Origin of the sequence: Bacteroides sp. AM37-9, from assembly GCF_003603455.1 — a bacterium.
Classification (GTDB): domain Bacteria; phylum Bacteroidota; class Bacteroidia; order Bacteroidales; family Bacteroidaceae; genus Bacteroides; species Bacteroides xylanisolvens.
On the sequence record NZ_QTNF01000024.1, the window covers coordinates 22,548 to 45,503 of the forward strand.

The window sequence follows — 22,956 nt, forward strand, 5'->3', positions numbered from 1 at the left end:
AATCTAATAGTCTCTTTGCATGTCTGCAATTTTTTGTTGTAATTTTCTCATCTGTTCCTCCTGCAATACTTTTTTGTATTCGATGGGTACTACTTGGATGAACTGTTCTGCATAATGATTCCAGTTGTCAAGCATGGTACGGGCTAGTTTTGAGCCTGTGTACAGATAATGTTGGCGGATTAGTTCGTGTAGCTCCTTCCGGTAGCTGGCTTCTTCGATGAGTGACAGTTCCACCATTTCCATGTTGCAGAAATAATCGAAGTTGCCATCCTTGTTCCATACATAAGCCACACCGCCACTCATACCGGCTGCAAAGTTACGTCCGGTTTGTCCGAGGACTACCACACGACCTCCTGTCATGTATTCGCAACAATGGTCGCCCACACCTTCCACTACGGCAACTGCACCGGAGTTACGAACTGCGAAACGTTCTCCTACACGACCGTTGATATATACTTCACCGCTTGTTGCTCCATAAAGCAAGGTATTACCAGCAATTGTATTCTTTTCGGCTTCGAAGTTGCTGCGGATAGGGGGCAATACGGAGATGCGTCCGCCGCTCAATCCTTTACCCAGATAATCGTTCGCTTCACCTTCCAGTTTAAAATTAACTCCCGGTACGAGAAAAGCCCCGAAAGACTGACCTGCCGAGCCTTTGAACTTCACATTCAGCGTATGTTCCGGCAATCCTTTGGCACCGTATTTCTTGGCAATCACTCCGGAGAGCATGGCACCTATTGCACGGTCTGTATTGGCAATCGTATATTCTAAAGAAATCTCTTTCTCATGTTCAATAGCTTCCTGTGCCGCATCAATGAGGGTTACATCCTTTACAGTAGAAACACCATGATCCTGATCGATGACATGGCGAATAGCCGCGTTGTTATCAATGCGTGCCAGCAATTTGGTGAAGTCGATTAACGCATGTTTCGGATTCGGGTCGTTGGCAACGGATTTGCGTTCGATCAAGTCTGTGCGCCCGATAATATCATCCATTCTGGTGAATCCCATTTCGGCCAAATGCTCGCGGACCTCCTGTGCCAGGAATGTGAAGAAATTTACCAAATATTCACTACGCCCATGAAAGCGTTTACGTAATTCCTCATTCTGTGTGGCAACTCCCACCGGACAAGTATTCTGATGGCATTTGCGCATCATTACACACCCTAATACAATCAATGCCGAGGTGGCGAAGCCATATTCTTCGGCACCCATTAGCGCCATTAAGATGATGTCACGTCCGGTTTTCAGTTGTCCGTCGGCTTGCAGAACTACTTGCCCACGAAGTCCGTTCAAAACCAATGTTTGTTGTGTCTCGCTCAATCCCAATTCCGGTGAGATGCCCGCATAACGGATAGAAGAAGCCGGAGAAGCACCTGTTCCCCCTTCAGCACCGGAGATGACAATCAGGTCCGCCTTTGCTTTTGCCACCCCGGCGGCAATTGTACCGACACCGCTTTCTGCTACCAGTTTCACACTGATTTTGGCCTGTGGATTTACATTTTTCAGATCGAAGATTAATTGTGCCAAATCCTCAATCGAATAAATATCATGATGAGGTGGGGGAGAAATCAGTGAAATTCCCGGAATGGAATGGCGTGTTTTTGCAATCACATCATTCACTTTAAATCCCGGAAGTTGTCCGCCTTCACCCGGCTTTGCCCCCTGTGCTATCTTAATCTGAATTTCGTCCGCATTAACCAGATATTCTGCTGTTACACCGAAACGTCCGGAAGCTACCTGCTTGATTGCACTTCGTAAGGAACTGCCGTCGGGCAGCGGTTGGAAACGGGCAGCGTCCTCGCCACCTTCACCGGTATTACTGCGTCCGTGAATTTTATTCATGGCAATAGCCATTGCCTCATGAGCCTCTTTGCTGATAGAACCAAAAGACATGGCCCCCGTGACGAAACGATGCAGAATGTTTTCCACCGGTTCTACCTGATCGATCGAAATCGAATTACGACGGAATCCCAGAAAGTCACGAAGGAAAATAGGCTTCTCTTTTTCGTCTACCAAATGAGTATATTCTTTAAACTTCTTATAACTCCCCATCCGTGTAGCCAATTGCAGCGTACTGATTGTTTCCGGATTCCATGCATGCTCTTCTCCGTCTTTACGGAAAGCATACAAACCGGTAAGAAGTTGAGAATGGAGAGTTGAGAGTTGAGAGTTGCCATGCGGAGCCTCACTCTCCACTCTCAACTCTCCATTCTCAACTTCTCCCACTCCTTCCTTGTGGAAAGCAATGGCATCTCTGGCTATTTCTTCCAAGCGAATTCCTCCGATGGGCGAACCGAGTCCACCGAAATAGGCCTTACTCAATTCTTCGCTCAAACCGACTGCTTCGAAGATTTTTGCGCCACGATAAGAGCGGATGGTAGAGATCCCCATTTTACTCATGATTTTAAACAAGCCTTTGCAGATGGATTTGATATAATTCTTTTCAGCAGTGGCATAATCCAACTGAATATCCCTGTCTTTAACCAAGCGGTCGAGAACGGCGAATGCCATGTAAGGATTCAGGGCACTTGCTCCGAAACCCAGTAATAACGCAGCGTGCATCACCTCACGTATTTCACCGCTTTCTACAATCAATGCTGTTTGTACACGTTTACCAACTGAAATCAGGTGGTGATGAACGGCGCTTACCGCCAGCAATGAAGGAATAGCGGCATGGGTAATATCCACGTCACGGTCGGTCAGGACAATGTAGTTTACGCCTTCCGTCACAGATTCTTCCGCCATTTTACAGAGGCTGTTCAGTGCCTCCTGCAATCCGGCTTTCCCTTTCGCTGCTTCAAATAACATGGGCAGTTTGACTGTTTTGAAACCTTTATAGCGGATATTACAAAGAATATCCAGTTGTGTGTTGCTCAAAATCGGATGATTGAGGCGGACCATTTTGCAATGACTCTCACTGGGTGTCAGGATATTCATGCCGACTGCCCCGATGTATTCTGTCAATGACATTACCAGTTCTTCGCGGAGCGGGTCGATGGGAGGATTGGTCACTTGTGCAAATTGCTGCCGGAAATAGTTGTAAAGCAATTGCGGCTTATCCGAAAGTACAGCTAACGGAGTATCATTACCCATTGAATGGATCGGTTCTGCTCCGGTGCTTGCCATCGGCATAATCAGTTTTTCGATATCCTCTTTGGAGTAGCCGAAAGTGCGAAGCATACAGTCGTAGTTTTCTACATGATGAGGTACTTTGCGTCCGCTCTTCAGTTCATCCAGTTCGATTCGGTTTGTAGACAACCAGGTGCGGTAAGGTTTGGCTTCAGCCAACTGTTTTTTCAGTTCGCCATCATAATAAATTTCACCTTTTTCTGTATCTACCAGCAAAATCTTACCGGGCTGTAAGCGGCCTTTTTCTTTGATGTCTCCCGGTTCGAAATCCATCACACCGACTTCCGAAGCCACTACCATCATATCGTTTTTAGTAATCAGATAACGGGCAGGGCGCAGACCGTTGCGGTCGAGCATACCTCCGGCAAATCGTCCGTCACTGAAGAGAAGTGCAGCCGGTCCGTCCCACGGTTCCATCAGGATAGAGTGATATTCGTAGAATGATTTCAGATCCTCGCTGATGGGATTCTTTTCGTTGAAAGATTCCGGCACGAGCATAGCCATAGCGTGTGGCAGGCTCAACCCAGACATCACCAGGAACTCCAGTACATTGTCCAGGGAAGCACTGTCGCTCATGCCCGGTTGTATAATCGGGCGAAGTTCTTTTATGTCACCCAAGGTAGGAGTGGAGAGTACGCTTTCGCGGGCTTCCATCCATCCGCGGTTACCACGGATCGTGTTGATTTCACCGTTGTGTGCCAGAAGGCGGAATGGTTGTGCCAATCCCCATGTAGGGAATGTGTTGGTACTGAAACGGGAGTGCACCAGTGCCAGTCCGCTGGTAAAATAGCTATTCGTCAGGTCCGGATAGTAGTTGCGCAGTTGCAACGACGAAAGCATACCTTTATATATAATGTTTTTTGTAGAAAGCGAAACAACATAAAAATCGTCCTTTGTCGGAATGGATGACAGTCTGACCTTATTCTCGATTCTTTTCCGGATCAGATATAACTTCCGGTCGGCCGTTTCCGTTTCTGTAAATCCGGTGATAAACACCTGCTTGATGTCAGGTTCGTTTGCCAAAGCAGATTCTCCTAGAATTTCAGGGCAGGTGGGCACATTGCGCAGATGCATCAATGTGAGTCCTTCTTTTTCAATTTCTTCAATAATGATACTTAAAATGGCTGCCTGGTCTTTCTCATTTTTCGGCAAAAATAGCAATCCTGTGCCGTACCGTCCTTTTTCGGGTACAGGAATACCTTGCAATAAAATAAACTCATGCGGAATTTGCAGCATGATACCTGCACCGTCGCCGGTTTTGTTATCCGCACCTTCGGCGCCACGGTGGCGCATGTTCTCTAATACCTTTAAAGCCGACTCAACAATGTCGTGTGACTTTTCTCCATGAATGTTTACCAGCATACCAACACCGCAGGCATCGTGTTCGTATGCCGCATTGTACAAGCCCATCTGTTTGGGCTGTCGTTGGTAAGGGGATCCTTCTGTTACGTTGTTAAAAAGTTCTTGTTTCTTCATTCTTACTAGCTTTATTGTATGATAATACCTAATTGAACTGTCAATTTGTTAGGCAAAGTTAGTGGTTTAATTTCAAAATGATAGTAAAATATAAGTTTTCTGTAACGCGAAATTAAAAGAAGAGCCTGTCTTCTTCTAATTTGTAATTAAAAGAAGGAGATTTACTTTTAATTTGTTAGCTCTTTTGGGTGAATGGTGAGCTAATTGTAATTTTTTTCTTTTTGAGCTAAAAATAATATATTATTTAACTTTTTGATGTGTTTACAACTTTTTTATGCGTTTCTGTCAAATAAATATGCTTTTTGTTGTCTTTATGTTATTTGTAATGTGTATATTTGCAGTCGAAATAAAAATATCATAATATGTGTGGAATAGTAGGCTATATTGGTAAACGAAAAGCCTACCCTATCCTTATAAAAGGGCTGAAGCGACTGGAGTATCGTGGATATGATAGCGCGGGGGTAGCAATCATCAGTGATGACCGACAGTTAAATGTGTATAAGACGAAAGGAAAAGTCTCCGATCTTGAAAATTTCGTCACACAAAAAGATATTTCCGGTACAATCGGAATTGCCCATACTCGTTGGGCTACTCACGGGGAACCTTGTTCCGCTAACGCCCACCCTCATTACTCTTCTTCCGAAAAGCTCGCTCTCATTCATAACGGTATTATCGAAAACTACGCCGTTCTCAAAGAAAAACTTCAAGCCAAAGGCTATATTTTTAAAAGTAGTACAGATACCGAAGTCCTTGTTCAATTAATAGAATACATGAAAGTCACTAATCAAGTCAGTTTGCTGACAGCCGTTCAATTGGCGTTGGGAGAAGTGATTGGTGCCTATGCGATTGCGATTCTTGATAAAGAGCATCCCAATGAGATTATTGCTGCCCGTAAGAGTAGCCCGCTGGTAGTGGGGATTGGAGCGGACGAGTTCTTCCTTGCTTCGGATGCCACTCCGATTGTAGAATATACAGATAAGGTGGTTTATCTGGAAGACGGAGAAATTGCTGTTCTCCATCTGGGAAAAGAATTGAAGGTGGTCAACTTGAGTAATGTTGAAATGACACCTGAAATTAAAAAGGTGGAGCTTAATCTCGGCCAGCTGGAAAAAGGGGGATATCCGCATTTTATGTTGAAAGAGATCTTCGAACAGCCCGATTGTATTCATGATTGTATGCGCGGACGTATCAATGTGGAAGCAGACAATGTGGTACTTTCCGCTGTGATCGATCATCGGGAAAAGCTGCTGAACGCCAAGCGGTTTATTATCGTTGCCTGCGGAACTTCCTGGCATGCCGGACTGATTGGAAAACACCTGATTGAAAGTTTCTGCCGCATACCGGTGGAAGTGGAGTATGCTTCCGAATTCCGTTACCGTGATCCGGTGATTGACGAGCAGGATGTAGTGATAGCAATCTCCCAAAGCGGTGAGACTGCGGATACTTTGGCTGCTGTGGAATTGGCAAAAAGCCGCGGAGCATTTATATATGGTATTTGCAATGCTATCGGGTCTTCTATTCCCCGTGCCACTCACACCGGTTCGTATATCCACGTAGGTCCGGAAATCGGAGTCGCTTCCACCAAAGCGTTTACCGGACAAGTCACTGTGTTGGCAATGCTGGCATTGACGCTTGCCAAAGCGAAAGGAACAATTGACGAACGGCATTATCTTTCAATAGTACAGGAATTAAATCATATTCCGGAGAAGATGAAAGAAGTGCTGAAACTGAATGATACCCTGGCGGAGTTATCGAAAACTTTCACGTATGCGCATAACTTTATTTACCTGGGACGCGGATATAGTTATCCTGTTGCCTTGGAAGGTGCATTGAAATTGAAAGAAATATCGTATATTCACGCCGAAGGTTATCCGGCTGCCGAGATGAAGCACGGACCGATTGCCTTGATTGACGCGGAAATGCCGGTAGTGGTGATTGCTACGCAGAATGGACTGTACGAAAAAGTGCTAAGTAATATTCAGGAGATCAAGGCGAGGAAGGGAAAAGTGATTGCGTTCGTTACGAAGGGAGATACGGTTATCAGCAAGATTGCCGATTGTAGTATCGAACTTCCTGAAACAATAGAGTGTCTCGATCCGTTAATTACTACGGTACCTCTCCAACTTCTTGCTTATCACATTGCGGTATGTAAGGGGATGGATGTAGACCAGCCGAGAAATCTGGCGAAGTCGGTAACGGTGGAGTAATGTGATTTACAATTAGACAATTTACTATTTACTATTTACGATTGAAGAATCAATGATAGATAGTAAGTTGTTTGATTGGCAGGTGGTAATTTAAATCGTAAATAGTAAATCGTCAAATCGTAAATAGTATAGATGGAACAATTGAAACATGAATGTGGCGTTGCCATGATACGCTTGCTTAAACCGTTGGAGTATTACGAGAAAAAGTACGGAACATGGATGTACGGTCTTAATAAGCTCTACCTGTTAATGGAGAAACAACATAACCGTGGACAGGAAGGTGCGGGACTGGCATGTGTGAAACTGGAAGCAAATCCGGGTGAAGAATATATGTTTCGTGAACGTGCTTTAGGCTCCGGAGCTATTACGGAGATCTTTGAAAATGTTCAAAACAATTTTAAGGAGCTCACTCCCGAACAGTTGCATGATGCTGCGTATGCCAAACGAGTCCTGCCTTTTGCCGGGGAAGTATATATGGGGCATCTTCGTTATTCCACTACGGGAAAATCCGGAATCTCATACGTGCATCCATTTTTAAGAAGAAATAACTGGCGTGCCAAGAATCTCGCTCTTTGCGGAAACTTCAATATGACGAATGTGGACGAAATATTTGCCCGTATCACTGCCATTGGCCAGCATCCGCGTAAATATGCCGATACATATATCATGTTGGAACAGGTGGGACACCGTCTTGACCGTGAAGTGGAGCGTGTATTCAATCTTGCCGAAGCCGAAGGGCTTACGGGCATGGGCATCACGCATTATATAGAAGAATATATTGATTTGGCAAACGTACTGCGTACTTCCAGTCGCGAATGGGATGGGGGGTATGTTATTTGTGGATTGACCGGAAGCGGTGAATCTTTCGCTATCCGTGACCCGTGGGGCATCCGGCCTGCATTTTGGTATCAGGATGACGAGATTGCTGTTCTTGCTTCCGAACGTCCGGTTATCCAGACAGCTTTGAATGTTCCGTTTGAGGAAATCAAGGAACTGCAACCGGGGCAGGCATTGTTGATTAGCAAAGAAGGTAAGATACGTACTTCGCAAATCAATAAGCCGCGCGAAAATCAGGCTTGTTCCTTCGAACGTATCTATTTTTCCCGTGGCAGTGACGTCGATATTTATAAAGAAAGGAAACGGCTGGGCGAAAAGTTGGTTCCGAGAATATTGAAAGCAATCAATAATGATATCGATCATACGGTCTTCTCTTTTATTCCCAACACTGCGGAGGTTGCTTTCTATGGAATGTTGCAGGGACTGGATGATTACTTGAATGAGGAGAAAGTGCAGCAGATCGCTGCATTGGGGCATAACCCGAATATGGAGGAATTGGAAGTTATTCTTTCCCGTCGTATTCGCAGCGAAAAGGTGGCAATCAAGGATATTAAGCTCCGTACGTTCATCGCCGAAGGAAACAGTCGTAATGATTTGGCTGCCCATGTGTATGATATTACATACGGAAGTCTTGTACCCGGTGTTGATAATCTGGTGATTATCGATGACAGCATTGTGCGTGGCACTACGCTGAAACAAAGTATTATCGGTATTCTCGACCGTCTCGGTCCGAAGAAGATTGTCATTGTATCTTCTTCTCCGCAGGTGCGTTATCCTGACTATTACGGTATTGATATGGCAAAGATGAGCGAGTTTATCGCCTTCAGGGCTGCTGTCGAACTTTTAAAGGAACGGGATATGAAAGATGTAATTGCGGCCGCCTACCGTAAATCGAAAGAGCAGGTAGGACTGCCGAAAGAGCAGATGGTAAACTATGTGAAAGACATTTATGCTCCGTTCACTGATGAGGAAATCTCTGCCAAAATGGTAGAACTGCTGACACCCAAGGGAACCAAGGCGAAAGTGGAAATCGTCTATCAACCGTTGGAGGGATTGCACGAGGCTTGTCCGCATCATAAAGGCGACTGGTATTTTAGCGGTAACTACCCTACACCGGGTGGTGTGAAAATGGTGAACCGGGCGTTCATCGACTATATAGAACAAATGTATCAATTCTAACAACCATACAACGATTCAATAATAAGAATGAGAAATGTGACATTAATCCTTGACGACGGGAGCCGGTTTTCCGGTAAGTCGTTTGGCTACGAGAAGCCGGTGGCGGGCGAAGTAGTGTTTAATACTGCCATGACCGGATACCCGGAGAGCCTCACTGACCCTTCATACGCCGGACAGTTGATGACGCTTACCTATCCTTTGGTAGGTAACTACGGTGTTCCTCCTTTTACTATCGAGCCGAATGGACTTGCCACTTTCATGGAAAGTGAAAAGATCCACGCGGAAGCGATTATCGTAAGTGACTATTCTTATGAATACAGCCATTGGAACGCTGTGGAGAGCCTCGGTGACTGGTTGAAACGGGAGCAAGTTCCCGGCATTACAGGCATTGATACGCGCGAGCTGACTAAAGTGCTTCGTGAACATGGAGTAATGATGGGGAAAATAGTATTTGAAGAAGTTGAGAATGGAGAGTTGAGAGTTGAGAGTTATGAAGATATTAATTATGTGGACAGGGTAAGTTGTAAGGAAATAATTTCTTATCTTCCCGACGGAACCTCTCATTCTTTCCCATTAACGACTCCTATTGAGCAACTCAACTCTCAACTTTCAGGTTTTAACTCACAACTTAAAAAGGTCGTCCTGGTAGATTGCGGTGTGAAGACTAATATCATTCGTTGTCTGCTGAAACGTAATGTAGAGGTGATCCGTGTACCTTGGGATTATGATTATAACGGACTCGAATTTGACGGACTGTTTATTTCTAACGGACCGGGGGATCCGGATACCTGTGATGCTGCGGTGCAGAATATCCGCAAGGCGATGGCAAATGAGAAACTGCCTATTTTCGGAATCTGCATGGGTAACCAACTGCTTTCGAAAGCGGGAGGAGCCAAGATTTATAAATTGAAATACGGTCACCGTAGCCACAACCAACCGGTGCGTATGGTAGGCACTGAACGTTGCTTCATCACCTCGCAAAATCACGGTTATGCCGTAGACAATAATACGTTGAGTGCAGATTGGGAACCGTTATTTATTAATATGAATGATGGCTCTAACGAAGGAATCAAGCATAAAAGAAACCCTTGGTTTTCTGCACAATTCCATCCGGAAGCAGCGAGTGGACCTACGGATACGGAATTCCTGTTCGACGAATTTGTAAAACTATTATAACCCATATTCATCACGGATTATAAAAAATCTGTGTTAATCTGTGTAATCTGTGGTGAACCAGAAAGTAGAATCAATGAAAGAAAATATAAAGAAAGTATTGCTGTTGGGTTCCGGTGCCCTGAAGATCGGTGAGGCCGGTGAGTTTGACTATTCCGGTTCGCAGGCACTCAAAGCCTTGAAAGAAGAAGGCATTGAAACGATTCTTATCAATCCTAATATTGCTACGGTACAGACGTCCGAAGGAGTGGCGGATCAAATCTACTTCCTTCCGGTGACTCCGTATTTCGTAGAGAAAGTGATTCAGAAAGAAAAACCGGAAGGTATTATGCTGGCGTTCGGTGGTCAGACAGCCTTGAACTGTGGAGTGGCATTGTATAAGGAAGGTATTCTTGAAAAATATAATGTAAAAGTTCTTGGTACTCCGGTACAAGCCATTATGGATACCGAGGATCGTGAACTTTTCGTTCAGAAATTGAATGAAATCAATGTAAAGACCATTAAGAGTGAAGCCGTAGAAAATGCGGAAGATGCGCGTCACGCAGCAAAAGAACTGGGGTATCCCGTAATTGTTCGTGCTGCTTACGCTTTGGGTGGCTTGGGCTCCGGTTTCTGTGATAACGAAGAGCAGCTGGATATTCTTGTAGAAAAAGCGTTCTCTTTCTCTCCGCAGGTATTGGTGGAAAAATCTCTTCGTGGTTGGAAAGAAGTGGAATATGAAGTGGTACGTGACCGTTTCGACAACTGTATCACCGTTTGTAATATGGAAAACTTCGACCCGCTGGGTATTCATACCGGTGAATCTATCGTTATTGCTCCGTCACAAACGCTTACGAACAAAGAATATCATAAACTTCGGGAACTGGCAATACGTATCATCCGCCACATCGGTATTGTGGGCGAATGTAATGTACAATATGCCTTCGACCCCGAATCCGAAGATTATCGGGTGATTGAAGTAAATGCCCGTCTTTCCCGTTCATCGGCTTTGGCATCTAAGGCAACGGGTTATCCGCTGGCTTTCGTTGCGGCCAAATTGGGACTGGGTTATGGACTCTTCGACCTGAAGAACTCTGTAACAAAGACTACTTCTGCTTTCTTCGAACCGGCACTGGATTATGTTGTATGTAAGATTCCACGTTGGGATTTGGGTAAATTCCACGGTGTAGATAAAGAATTGGGATCTTCTATGAAATCTGTCGGTGAGGTGATGGCTATCGGTCGTACTTTTGAAGAAGCTATCCAGAAAGGGCTCCGCATGATCGGACAGGGAATGCACGGATTTGTAGAAAACAAGGAGCTAGTTATTTCTGACATCGACAAGGCTTTGCGCGAACCGACTGATAAACGTATTTTTGTTATCTCGAAGGCTTTTCGTGCCGGCTACACCATCGATCAGGTACACGAACTGACTAAGATTGATAAATGGTTCCTTCAGAAATTGATGAATATCATGCAGACTTCCGAAGAACTGCATAGCTGGGGAAATAATCACAAACAGATTGCCGATCTGCCAAACGAACTGCTTCGTAAAGCCAAGGTTCAAGGTTTCTCTGATTTCCAGGTTGCACGTGCCATCGGCTACGAAGGTGATATGGAGGATGGTATTCTTTATGTCCGCAAACATCGTAAAGAGGCGGGTATTCTTCCGGTAGTGAAGCAGATCGATACTTTGGCAGCCGAATATCCGGCACAAACCAATTATCTGTATCTTACTTATAGCGGTGTGGCAAATGATGTTCATTACTTGGGCGACCATAAATCCATTGTCGTATTAGGGTCTGGCGCTTATCGTATCGGCTCTTCCGTAGAATTTGACTGGTGCGGTGTGCAGGCTTTAAATACTATTCGTAAAGAAGGATGGCGCAGCGTGATGATTAACTATAATCCTGAAACCGTATCTACGGACTACGATATGTGCGATCGCTTGTACTTCGATGAATTGACTTTCGAACGTGTGATGGATATTCTGGAACTGGAGAATCCGCATGGTGTAATTGTATCTACCGGTGGTCAGATTCCAAATAATCTTGCTTTGCGTCTGGATGCACAGCATATCAATATCCTTGGCACAAGTGCCAAGAGCATTGACAACGCTGAAGACCGTGAGAAATTCTCTGCCATGCTCGACCGTATCGGTGTGGATCAGCCCCGTTGGCGTGAATTAACATCTATGGATGACATTCAGGAGTTTGTTGAAGAAGTAGGTTTTCCTGTACTTGTCCGTCCGTCATACGTGCTTTCGGGAGCTGCAATGAATGTTTGTTCCAATCAGGAAGAACTGGAACGTTTCCTGAAACTGGCAGCCAATGTCTCGAAAAAACATCCGGTAGTAGTAAGTCAGTTTATTGAACATGCCAAGGAAGTGGAAATGGATGCCGTGGCGCAGAATGGCGAAATTGTGGCATACGCTATTAGTGAGCATATCGAATTTGCAGGAGTACACTCCGGTGACGCGACTATTCAGTTCCCGCCACAGAAGCTATATGTAGAAACTGTTCGTCGTATCAAACGTATCAGCCGTGAGATTGCCAAGGCTTTGAATATCTCCGGTCCGTTTAATATTCAGTATTTGGCAAAAGACAATGATATCAAGGTGATTGAATGTAACTTGCGTGCCAGTCGTTCTTTCCCATTTGTCAGCAAGGTACTGAAGATCAACTTTATTGAACTGGCAACCAAAGTTATGCTTGGCCTGCCTGTCGAAAAACCGGAAAAGAATCTTTTCGAATTGGACTATGTGGGAATCAAAGCTTCACAGTTCTCTTTCAACCGTTTGCAGAAAGCCGACCCGGTGTTGGGAGTAGATATGGCTTCCACCGGTGAAGTAGGTTGTATTGGTATGGATACTTCTTGTGCTGTATTGAAAGCAATGCTTTCTGTAGGCTATCGTATTCCGAAGAAGAATATCTTGCTTTCCACGGGTACCATGAAGCAAAAAGCGGATATGATGGATGCAGCCCGTATGTTGGTGAATAAGGGATATAAACTCTTTGCGACGGGCGGTACACATAAAGCGCTTGCCGAGAGCGGTATTGAGAGTACTCATGTTTATTGGCCGAGTGAAGAGGGGCATCCGCAGGCGTTGGAGATGCTTCATAGCAAGGAAATAGATATGGTAGTTAATATACCGAAGAACTTGACTGCCGGAGAATTAAGTAATGGGTATAAAATCCGTCGCGCTGCCATTGATTTGAATGTACCATTGATTACGAACGCTCGTCTGGCTAGTGCATTTATCAATGCTTTCTGTACAATGAGTGTGGATGATATAGCTATCAAGAGCTGGGCAGAATATAAATAAGATGATTATATTCTATTGAAATGAAAAGACAAAGGTCGTTCCTGTTATTCGAGAGCGGCCTTTGTCTATTATTGTAGAAATACAATTATTCGATTATTCTGTTGGAAAATTAAATACTCTTGGTCTTTATTTGCTGTTTTGGACATTTTAATGTAACTTGCGCGCTTATTTAAATAATATTTTTCTTACAGGAGGATGATAGGTATGGATAATCATGTTGTAATAATGGCTGGTGGCATAGGGAGCCGTTTCTGGCCGATGAGCACTCCGGAATGTCCTAAACAATTTATTGATGTAATGGGATGTGGCCGGTCACTGATTCAATTGACGGCAGACCGTTTTGATGGTGTTTGCCCCAGGGAAAATATGTGGGTGGTAACTTCTGAAAAATACATTGATATTGTTCGGGAGCAGTTGCCGGAAATTCCGGAAAGTAATATTTTAGCGGAACCCTGTGCACGAAATACTGCGCCTTGTATCGCGTTTGCTTGCTGGAAAATCAAAAAGAAGCATCCCCATGCTAACATTGTAGTAACTCCTTCGGATGCATTAGTCATCGATACGGGCGAGTTCCGTAGAGTGATGGAGAAAGCACTTCGTTTTACGGATGATAGCAGTGCTATTGTCACAATAGGTATTCGACCGACTCGTCCGGAGACAGGCTACGGATATATTGCTGCTGCCAACCAGCTTCAAACAGACAAAGAAATTTATACAGTAGACGCATTCAAGGAAAAACCCGATAAAGAGACAGCTGAAAAGTATTTGGCGGAAGGTAATTTCTTCTGGAATGCGGGAATCTTTGTGTGGAACGTGCGTACTATCACTTCCGTGATGCGTGTATATGCTCCGGGTATCGCACAGATTTTTGACCGTATTTTCCCGGATTTCTATACGGAAAAAGAAAATGAAACAATCAAAAAGTTGTTCCCGACTTGCGATAGTATTTCTATCGACTATGCGGTGATGGAAAAAGCGGAGGCAATTTACGTGTTACCGGCTTCTTTCGGCTGGTCGGATTTAGGCACATGGGGAGCACTTCGCGGTCTTTTACCACAGGATAAATCGGGAAATGCTACGGTAGGAACCGATATACGTTTGTATGACAGTAAGAACTGTATTGTGCATGCCAGCGAAGAAAAACGAGTTGTTGTTCAAGGACTGGATGGATATATCATCGCAGAGAAAGATAATACATTACTGATTTGTAAACTGGAAGAGGAACAACGGATTAAAGAGTTCTCGAAATAAAGATTATTTCGTTTGTTGATATTCATGTGGTGTCATTCCTGTCATTCGTTTAAAGAACTTCGAGAAAAAAGAAGGATTAGGGAAATTTAATTCATCAGAAACTTGATAAACGAGCAGATTGCTATGTTTTAGCAATACTTTTGCTTCTAGTATAATGGACTGGTTTATCCAGTCCATTACTGTTTGTTGACTGGCCTGTCGGATAACAGTATTCAGATAACGTGGAGTGAGGCATAGCTTATCTGCATAGAAATTTACGTTACGTTCTTTCTTGCTGTATACATTGACAAGAGAGATGAAACGTTGGAAAATCTCTTCCTGTCTTGTCAACTGGGCAGAATTCAGTTCAATACTGTTTTGAGCGATATATTCTAAATAATAGATGAGGCTGGCCAAAAGATGTTGTATAGCTTCTTTGCGGAATGGCGGTTCCTGCAATACTCCCCATATCAAGGTGAAATAATGTTCCATTTGTTGCTGTTCTTGTGGAGATAGTAACAATATGATGTTTTTCTGATGATGGAGAAGGTAAGAGAAAAAATCGTCTTTCCCGGATATAGGAAGGAAATTGTGGTCGGCTGCTATCATTTGCATATCAAAATCAGGAGACACCTCTGTGATTTGAATAATGGAGTTAGGAGCGATCACTGCGATGTATCCCGGTTGGATGGTATATTCGATCAGATTAATGAGAATTCGGGCAGAGCCTTGGTTGACGAATGCGATACGCCCTTCTTTAATACGATACGGTTGACCGAGTGAGAAAAGAGTCGTTTCCATCTTTACAAAGCTATTGACGAATCCGAAATCAGAAGATATATAACGATGCTCGTTATGCCGGACAATTTTAAGATTGTCTAATAATTTAAGTGCTAACTCTATCGGTTCTTTTTGTCCCATTTTCTTTTCTCTTTTCCGGCAAAGGTAATAAAATGCGGCATACTTATTTGCTTTTTTCTGTTTTATCGAACTAATGGAACACATTTACCAACTCTTGGAAATGACCAGTATCTTTGAAATCCCTATCTTTGTCTTTCGAAGAAACCAAAGAAATAATGGATATGAAAAGAATGATTTTCAGTTTCTCCTTTTTACTGTATGTAGCAGGAGCGTATGCGCAGATTACATTGGAAGAATGTCAGCGGAAGACGCAGGACAATTATCCGCTGGTACATCAGTATGGTTTAGTGGAGAAGACAAAGGAATATAATCTGGAAAATGCAGCCAAGGGATATTTACCTCAATTTGCTCTTTCGGCTAAGGCCTCTTATCAAAGTGATGTCACAGAAATTCCGGTAAAACTTCCCGGAGTAGATTTAAAAGGATTGCCCAAAGACCAATATCAGGTCATGTTGGAGTTGCAACAGAAGATATGGGACGGGGGAGGAATCCGTATGCAGAAGAAGCAGACGATTGCAGAGGCTGAAGTGGAGAAAGAAAAACTGAATGTAGATATGTATGCGCTGAATGACCGCGTGAATGATCTTTATTTTGGAATTCTCCTGCTGGACGAGCAAATCAAACAGAATACATTGTTACAAGATGAGCTAGAGAGAAATTATCGTCAGATTACTGCTTATGTGGAAAATGGAATAGCCAATCAAGCTGATTTGGATGCAGTGAAAGTGGAGCAGCTGAATACAAAACAGAAAAGAGTGGATTTAGTATCATCACGTGCAGCTTATTTGAAAATGCTTTCGCTGTTGGTAGGAGAAGCACTGTCTCCGGAGACGGTACTGGAGAAACCTGTACCTCAAAGTATGGTTTCAGCTGTCAGTGAGATTCGTCGGCCGGAGTTGGCTTTGTTTGATGCACAGGGAGCCGGACTGCAAGTGCAGGAGAAGGCTTTGAATGTGCGTCATCTTCCGCAGTTCGGACTGTTTGTGCAGGGGGCATACGGAAATCCCGGATTGGATATGCTGAAGAATGAATTTTCTCCTTATTATATGGCAGGTGTCCGGCTTTCATGGAATTTTGGTAGTCTGTATACTTTGAAAAATGACCGTCGGGTGATCGAGAAGAAAAGACAGCAACTGGATAATAACCGGGATGTATTCCTTTTCAATACAAGACTGGAAATGACGCAGCAGGATCAGGCTATCCATTCTTTGGAGAAGCAAATGCGGGATGATGATGAAATAATCCGGTTGCGTACAAATATCCGTAAAGCTGCCGAAGCAAAGGTGGCAAATGGAACATTGACCGTGACTGAAATGTTACGTGAACTGACTAATGAGAGCTTGGCGCGTCAGTCGAAAGCCATACATGAGATTCAACGGTTAATGGGAATTTATCAATTGAAATATACAATAAATGATTAATATAACTTCTCCGGATATGAAAAGAATAACAAAAATAGGAATGTGGGGGATAACGCTGATGATGTTATCTGCCTGTGGAAATGGAACACCAGATTATGACGCAACCGGTACATTTGAAGCTACGGAAGTAATAGTGTCCGCCGAGGCTGCCGGAAAATTGCTACGACTGGAAGTAGAAGAGGGAACAAAGCTGAAAGCGGGTGAGGAGATCGGGTTGGTAGATACGGTACAATTGTATTTAAAGAAACTGCAATTGGAAGCCAGTATGAAATCGGTAGAAAACCAGCGTCCTGATCTTGCCAAACAGATTGCCGCTACCAAACAGCAAATTGTCACGGCAGAGCGTGAGAGGAAACGGGTGGAAAACTTGCTTGCTGCAGGTGCGGCCAATCAGAAGCAACTGGATGATTGGGACGCGCAAGTCAAATTACTCGAACGGCAGCTCGTTGCACAGGAATCATCGTTGCGTAATAGTACGAATAGCCTTACAGAACAAGGCAATTCGGTTGCTATACAGGTAGCGCAAGTGGAGGATCAGTTAGCTAAATGTCATGTTCAGTCACCTATCGCAGGTATAGTATTGGCTAAATATGCGGAAGCCGGTGAATTGGCGGCTATCGGCAAGCCTTTATTTAAGGTGGGCGAAGTGGATCGTATGTATTTGAGGGCTTACATCACTTCCGAACAGTTGTCGCAAGTGAAACTGGGAGATCAAGTGACTGTGTATGCTGACTATGGCAACTCGGAGCAGAAAGCTTATCCGGGGGAAGTGACCTGGATTTCCGATCGTTCGGAATTCACTCCAAAAACAATTCTGACGAAGAATGAACGTGCTAATCTGGTATATGCAGTGAAGATTGCGGTGAAGAATGACGGAGCGTTGAAGATTGGTATGTATGGCGGAGTAAAATTAAAGAATGAAGATTAAAAATTAAAGTCAGGGAAATGGAGAAGGATGTACCCATAGTGGTTGTGAAAGAAGTCGGCAAGAGCTATGGAACGGTGGAAGCGCTGAAAGAGGTTTCTTTTGTGGTAGAACGGGGAGAGATCTTTGGGCTGATAGGTCCTGACGGTGCCGGTAAGAGTACCTTATTCCGTATTCTGACTACTTTGCTGCTGGCAGATAAGGGAACGGCCACGATTGGCGGACTGGATGTGGCAACAGAATATAAACAGATTCGTACGAAGGTTGGATATATGCCCGGTCGTTTTTCACTTTACCAGGATCTTTCAGTAGAGGAGAATCTAGAGTTTTTCGCTACCGTATTCCATACAACTGTTCAGGAGAACTATGATTTAATTAAAGATATCTATCAGCAGATAGAACCGTTCAGGAAAAGAAGGGCAGGGGCTTTGTCGGGTGGTATGAAGCAGAAACTGGCATTGAGTTGTGCTTTGATCCATAAACCGGATATTTTATTTCTGGATGAACCCACTACCGGAGTGGATCCTGTGTCGCGCAAGGAATTTTGGCAAATGCTTCGTAACTTGCGGGAACAGGGTATTACCATTGTTGTTTCTACTCCCATCATGGATGAAGCCCGGCAATGTGACCGGATTGCTTTTATCAATCATGGAAAGATTCATGGCATTGATACCCCCGAGCGTATTCTTCAGCAATTTGCATCCATCCTTTGTCCTCCTTCTTTGGAACGGGAGGAGGTGAGGCATGAAACCGCTCCGGTCATTGAAGTGGAGCAGCTGACAAAGTGTTTTGGCAATTTTACAGCGGTAGATCATATCTCCTTTCAGGTGAACCGGGGAGAGATATTTGGCTTTCTGGGTGCTAATGGAGCCGGAAAGACTACGGCCATGCGCATGCTTTGCGGATTAAGTAAACCGACATCAGGCATCGGAAAGGTGGCAGGATATGATATTTTCCGGGAAGCTGAACAAGTAAAGAAGCATATCGGCTATATGAGCCAAAAGTTTTCGTTATATGAAGACCTGAAAGTGTGGGAGAATATTCGTCTGTTTGCCGGGATTTATGGGATGAAAGAGCAAGAAATAGAGCGGAAGACAGAAGAATTGTTGGATCGCCTGGGGCTTGCTGCCGAGCGGGATACTCTGGTGAAGAGTCTTCCGGTGGGGTGGAAACAGAAATTAGCTTTTTCAGTTTCAATCTTCCACGAGCCGAGAATTGTTTTTCTGGATGAGCCGACGGGTGGAGTAGATCCCGCTACGAGAAGGCAGTTCTGGGAATTGATTTATCAGGCAGCCGACCAGGGAATCACCATATTTGTCACTACCCATTATATGGATGAAGCGGAGTATTGTAACCGGATATCTATCATGGTGGACGGTCAGATTAAAGCTCTTGATACACCTGCCCGTCTGAAGCAGCAATTCGGTGCGGAAACGATGGATGATGTTTTTCAGCAATTAGCCCGCGGTGCGGTGCGCAAAGCAGATTGATTATGAGACAGTTTATAGCTTTTGTAAAGAAGGAATTTTATCATATTTTCCGTGACCGGCGAACCATGCTGATTTTGTTGGGGATGCCGGTTGTGCAAATTATACTATTCGGTTTTGCCATCAGTACAGAGGTGAAAAATGTCCGGTTGGCGGTGCTCGATCCTTCTAATGATGTGGTGACACGAAAGATAATTGATCGTTTGGACGCCAGTGAGTATTTTACCGTTACTGCACGTTTTCATTCGCCCCAGGAAATGGAAGCTGCTTTTCTGAAGAATAGGGTTGATATGGCGATTGTTTTTAGCGAACGTTTTGTTGATGAACTCTATACGGGTGATGCTCATGTGCAGCTGGTAGTAGATGCAACAGATCCGAATATGTCGACTTCGCAGGTTAATTATGCGACGGGAATTGTTTCTATGGTAGGTCAGGAAATGATGCCGCCCAATATGTCGGCTGCCCGTTTAACGTCGGATATAAAGTTGTTGTATAACCCGCAAATGAAGAGTGCTTATAACTTTGTTCCGGGGGTAATGGGGTTGATCCTGATGCTGATTTGTGCTATGATGACCTCGATTTCCATCGTTCGTGAAAAAGAGACGGGGACCATGGAAGTATTACTGGTTTCGCCTGTGAAGCCACTATTTATTATTTTGGCAAAGGCTGTGCCTTATTTTGTGTTGTCGTTTGTCAATCTGATAACAATTCTTTTACTTTCGGTCTTTGTGCTGGATGTTCCGGTAGTAGGAAGTTTGTTCTGGTTGATAACCGTCTCTTTGTTGTTTATCTTCGTATCCTTGGCGTTGGGCTTATTGATTTCATCAGTCACGCGTACACAGGTTGCGGCCATGCTGGTTTCCGGTTTGATGTTGATGATGCCCACGATGCTTTTATCGGGGATGATTTTCCCTATTGAGAGTATGCCGTTGATACTTCAGTGGATTTCGGATATACTTCCGGCACGTTGGTATATTCAGGCTGTGCGAAAGTTGATGATTGAAGGAGTGCCTGTTGTATTGGTATATAAGGAGATTGGTATCTTATTATTGATGGCGACGGTACTTATTACGGTTAGTATCAAGAAATTCAAGTATAGATTGGAGTAGATAAGAATAATATGTTAATGTGCCAATTGGCTGTGTTATACTACATGGCATTGACATATAAGCATATCAGCAAATTGAAGAATTATTTATGATAAAGTTCCTGATAGAAAAAGAGTTTAAACAATTGCTTCGCAATTCGTTTCTTCCGAAATTGATTCTTGTATTTCCATGCATGATTATGCTATTGATGCCTTGGGCGGTAAATCTGGAAATCAAGAATATACAGCTGAATATTGTGGATAATGACCATTCGGCTATTTCACAACGTTTAGTGAATAAGATTGCTGCCTCCACTTACTTTCGTTTGGTAGAAGTACCGGCCTCGTATGAAGAAGGTCTTCGAAACATTGAAATTGGAACGGCTGATATTGTGATGGAAATTCCAAGGCATTTGGAACGGGATTGGATGAATGGAGAGGATGCTCATGTATTGATAGCGGCCAATGCCGTGAATGGAACGAAAGGTGGTCTGGGCAGTTCTTATTTGTCTTCTATCATTAATGATTATGCAGCCGAACTACGTTCGGAACATCCCGAAGCAGCTACCGTTTCCGGTGCTTTCGCTTCCATACAGGTTGATACGCAGGGATTGTTTAATCCGAATCTGAACTATAAGCTCTATATGATTCCGGCATTGATGGTCATGTTGTTGACTTTGATTTGTGGTTTTTTGCCTGCGTTGAATGTGGTTAGCGAGAAGGAAGTGGGGACAATAGAGCAAATCAATGTGACTCCGGTTCCGAAGTTTGTCTTTATTCTGGCAAAGCTCTTGCCTTATTGGCTGATTGGTTTTCTGGTGCTGACGGTGTGTTTCATATTAGCCTGGTTAATTTATGGCATAGTACCTGTCGGGCATTTTCTGTTGATTTACTTTTTCGCGGTTCTTTTTGTTTTGGTGATGTCCGGCTTCGGACTAGTCATTTCCAACTATTCAGCAACGATGCAGCAATCAATGTTTGTTATGTGGTTCTGTTTGTTGGTGGTGATTTTGATGAGCGGTTTGTTTACCCCCGTTAGCAGCATGCCGGAATGGGCACAAATAATAACGATATTCAATCCTTTGAAGTATTTTATGGAGGTGATGCGAATGATATATCTGAAGGGGAGTGGTTTCTTTGATTTGCTGCCGCAGTTCGGAATATTGTTGCTTTTTGCAGTCGTGTTTAATAGTTGGGCGGTAATTAGTTATCGGAAGAACAACTGAAGATAATAAGGGGTCAGTCCGAAAACCCTGTGGGTATGTTATGTTAATAAGGCGGCATTGCCTGCAAAGACAATAAAAAACAGCTCGTTTCCCTTTAAGGGAGAGAGCTGTTTTTGATCCTTTTCATCACCGTCTCCGGTGAATAGTAAGTGGTTACTGTATTACTTTATTTCGATTTGTCTATTTGGCTTCTTTACTTCTTCTTCAGAGAGTTTCGGAAGTTCGATATTTAGAACGCCATGTTCTACAGATGCAGCAATTTTCTCTTTGTCTACATTATCTGGTAGAATCATAGTTTGCTGGAACTTAGAGTATGAGAATTCGCGACGCAGATAGCGACCGTCTTTCTTTTCCTCCTTGTTTTCTGTCTTCTTCTCCATGCTGATAACGAGGTTATTATCTTCATCAATGCGAACATTGAAATCATCCTTCGTCATACCCGGAGCAGCCAATTCCACTTTGTATTCTTTTTCTGTTTCCAAAACATTAATTGCAGGTGCAGTAGCATTTGCTTTTACCATCCAATCGTTATCAAAGAAATCATTAAAGATACTTGGTAACCAACTTTGAGTTCTTCTAACAGGCATCATAATTTTAGTCTCCTATCTTTAAGTTAAACATTCAGTAAATTATTCTTGAACTTCGGTTTTTTCACTTCTGATGGTATCGGTTGTCCCGGTTTCCATCGTCTGCTCTCGAACCATTGTTCGCTTCTATAAGTGCAAACCTTATGCCAAGTGATTTTTGAGACTAAAATTGTCTATTTGTCATTATAATAATGCCAATTTTGCAATAATGATGACAAAATGTGTTCTGTTTTTATTTATTTTATATAAGATAGATATTAATTTGATAATATGTCTATTTCTTCTCGATTAGTTTGAATCTCATTCTTAATGTTTGCCTTTCTTCGTCATAGTCATAGCTAATGATTTTGAAAGTTCCCATTTCAGAAGTATTTGATACATGCAATCCGATACAGGCACAGGCGTCATAATCTCCAATGCGGACAATGCGAAGGGTAGGACTTGCGTCAGCAGGTAGTTTGCTTAAATCTACGATGTCTTTGGCCTGTTCATGTGTCATATATTCAACAGTCACAGGTAGGTTTTGACTGATTGCTTCATTTACTATCTCTTCAATGGACTGGATTTGTTCCGCTGTCGGACATGACGAAAGTATATAATCACATTTGCTCTTTTTTCTTTCGATGTGGGCATTGCGAGAACGTGGACAGCCGAAGGTTTTTACCATGGTTGCATTGAGTAAATGCTCTGCTGTATGCATAGGAGCAATTGACACATCCTGAAATTTTGGAGCTGCTTGATTTATTTCCATAATAGACAAGTTT

At 43.6% G+C, this 22,956-nt stretch carries 14 protein-coding genes; 10 read left to right on the top strand and 4 right to left on the bottom strand.

All coding sequences use genetic code 11. The features are described 5' to 3' along the window. Positions 1-3 precede the first annotated feature (3 nt). Positions 4-4,608, bottom strand: coding sequence for a glutamate synthase large subunit (gene gltB, locus DW862_RS16405; RefSeq protein WP_120069395.1), 4,605 nt, complete (start codon positions 4,606-4,608; stop codon positions 4-6). Positions 4,609-4,970: 362 nt separating this feature from the next. On the opposite strand from gltB, the gene glmS reads away from it, so the two are divergent. The 5 genes from glmS (at position 4,971) to DW862_RS16430 (ending at position 14,559) form a co-directional block, all read left to right on the top strand. Beyond that, entirely contained in the window at positions 4,971-6,815 is a 1,845-nt protein-coding gene (glmS, locus tag DW862_RS16410; protein WP_120069398.1) for a glutamine--fructose-6-phosphate transaminase (isomerizing), read from the top strand. Between the two features lie 132 nt (positions 6,816-6,947). Continuing rightward, positions 6,948-8,831: an amidophosphoribosyltransferase gene (locus DW862_RS16415; RefSeq protein WP_120069402.1), complete on the top strand. Its 1,884-nt coding sequence runs from the start codon at positions 6,948-6,950 to the stop codon at positions 8,829-8,831. A gap of 27 nt (positions 8,832-8,858) precedes the next feature. Continuing rightward, positions 8,859-10,007: a glutamine-hydrolyzing carbamoyl-phosphate synthase small subunit gene (carA, locus tag DW862_RS16420; protein WP_120069406.1), complete on the top strand. Its 1,149-nt coding sequence runs from the start codon at positions 8,859-8,861 to the stop codon at positions 10,005-10,007. Positions 10,008-10,080: 73 nt separating this feature from the next. Next, positions 10,081-13,308: a carbamoyl-phosphate synthase (glutamine-hydrolyzing) large subunit gene (gene carB / locus DW862_RS16425; protein WP_120069459.1), complete on the top strand. Its 3,228-nt coding sequence runs from the start codon at positions 10,081-10,083 to the stop codon at positions 13,306-13,308. Positions 13,309-13,512: 204 nt separating this feature from the next. Next, positions 13,513-14,559, top strand: a complete 1,047-nt coding sequence (locus tag DW862_RS16430) for a mannose-1-phosphate guanylyltransferase (protein ID WP_087317760.1) — start codon at positions 13,513-13,515, stop codon at positions 14,557-14,559. A 3-nt stretch (positions 14,560-14,562) separates the two neighbouring features. On the opposite strand, the gene DW862_RS16435 is transcribed toward DW862_RS16430, so the two are convergent. Beyond that, the gene (locus DW862_RS16435) at positions 14,563-15,459 is read right to left on the bottom strand and encodes a helix-turn-helix domain-containing protein (RefSeq protein WP_120069465.1); all 897 of its coding nucleotides are present in this window, start codon (positions 15,457-15,459) and stop codon (positions 14,563-14,565) included. 161 nt (positions 15,460-15,620) lie between these two features. Between DW862_RS16435 and DW862_RS16440 the strand changes: the two genes are divergently transcribed. The 5 genes from DW862_RS16440 to DW862_RS16460 all read left to right on the top strand — a co-directional run bounded on the left by DW862_RS16440 (position 15,621) and on the right by DW862_RS16460 (position 21,605). After that, on the top strand, positions 15,621-16,880 hold the full coding sequence (locus DW862_RS16440) for a TolC family protein (protein WP_120069467.1): 1,260 nt from the start codon (positions 15,621-15,623) through the stop codon (positions 16,878-16,880). Between the two features lie 16 nt (positions 16,881-16,896). After that, a complete protein-coding gene (locus DW862_RS16445; RefSeq protein ID WP_120069462.1) occupies positions 16,897-17,808 on the top strand; it encodes an HlyD family secretion protein in 912 nt (303 codons plus the stop codon). 17 nt (positions 17,809-17,825) lie between these two features. Continuing rightward, complete coding sequence (locus DW862_RS16450) at positions 17,826-19,295, top strand: ATP-binding cassette domain-containing protein (protein WP_120069410.1); 1,470 nt, start codon at positions 17,826-17,828, stop codon at positions 19,293-19,295. A gap of 2 nt (positions 19,296-19,297) precedes the next feature. Beyond that, positions 19,298-20,401 carry an ABC transporter permease gene (locus DW862_RS16455; RefSeq protein WP_120069413.1) on the top strand — a complete coding sequence of 368 codons (1,104 nt, stop codon included), beginning with the start codon at positions 19,298-19,300 and terminating at the stop codon, positions 20,399-20,401. 88 nt (positions 20,402-20,489) lie between these two features. Then, a complete protein-coding gene (locus DW862_RS16460; protein WP_120069416.1) occupies positions 20,490-21,605 on the top strand; it encodes an ABC transporter permease in 1,116 nt (371 codons plus the stop codon). A 161-nt stretch (positions 21,606-21,766) separates the two neighbouring features. Here the strand turns inward: DW862_RS16460 and DW862_RS16465 are convergent, their stop codons facing one another. Further along, entirely contained in the window at positions 21,767-22,195 is a 429-nt protein-coding gene (locus DW862_RS16465; RefSeq protein WP_004300008.1) for an Hsp20/alpha crystallin family protein, read from the bottom strand. Positions 22,196-22,466: 271 nt separating this feature from the next. Beyond that, positions 22,467-22,943, bottom strand: a complete 477-nt coding sequence (locus DW862_RS16470) for a hypothetical protein (protein ID WP_120069470.1) — start codon at positions 22,941-22,943, stop codon at positions 22,467-22,469. Positions 22,944-22,956 lie beyond the last annotated feature (13 nt).

Coding starts and splice junctions, on each gene's coding strand:
- gltB (WP_120069395.1), bottom strand. CDS start 4,608: ATGAAGAAACAAGAACTTTTTAACAACGTAACAGAAGGATCCCCTTAC.
- glmS (WP_120069398.1), top strand. CDS start 4,971: ATGTGTGGAATAGTAGGCTATATTGGTAAACGAAAAGCCTACCCTATC.
- DW862_RS16415 (WP_120069402.1), top strand. CDS start 6,948: ATGGAACAATTGAAACATGAATGTGGCGTTGCCATGATACGCTTGCTT.
- carA (WP_120069406.1), top strand. CDS start 8,859: ATGAGAAATGTGACATTAATCCTTGACGACGGGAGCCGGTTTTCCGGT.
- carB (WP_120069459.1), top strand. CDS start 10,081: ATGAAAGAAAATATAAAGAAAGTATTGCTGTTGGGTTCCGGTGCCCTG.
- DW862_RS16430 (WP_087317760.1), top strand. CDS start 13,513: ATGGATAATCATGTTGTAATAATGGCTGGTGGCATAGGGAGCCGTTTC.
- DW862_RS16435 (WP_120069465.1), bottom strand. CDS start 15,459: ATGGGACAAAAAGAACCGATAGAGTTAGCACTTAAATTATTAGACAAT.
- DW862_RS16440 (WP_120069467.1), top strand. CDS start 15,621: ATGAAAAGAATGATTTTCAGTTTCTCCTTTTTACTGTATGTAGCAGGA.
- DW862_RS16445 (WP_120069462.1), top strand. CDS start 16,897: ATGAAAAGAATAACAAAAATAGGAATGTGGGGGATAACGCTGATGATG.
- DW862_RS16450 (WP_120069410.1), top strand. CDS start 17,826: ATGGAGAAGGATGTACCCATAGTGGTTGTGAAAGAAGTCGGCAAGAGC.
- DW862_RS16455 (WP_120069413.1), top strand. CDS start 19,298: ATGAGACAGTTTATAGCTTTTGTAAAGAAGGAATTTTATCATATTTTC.
- DW862_RS16460 (WP_120069416.1), top strand. CDS start 20,490: ATGATAAAGTTCCTGATAGAAAAAGAGTTTAAACAATTGCTTCGCAAT.
- DW862_RS16465 (WP_004300008.1), bottom strand. CDS start 22,195: ATGATGCCTGTTAGAAGAACTCAAAGTTGGTTACCAAGTATCTTTAAT.
- DW862_RS16470 (WP_120069470.1), bottom strand. CDS start 22,943: ATGGAAATAAATCAAGCAGCTCCAAAATTTCAGGATGTGTCAATTGCT.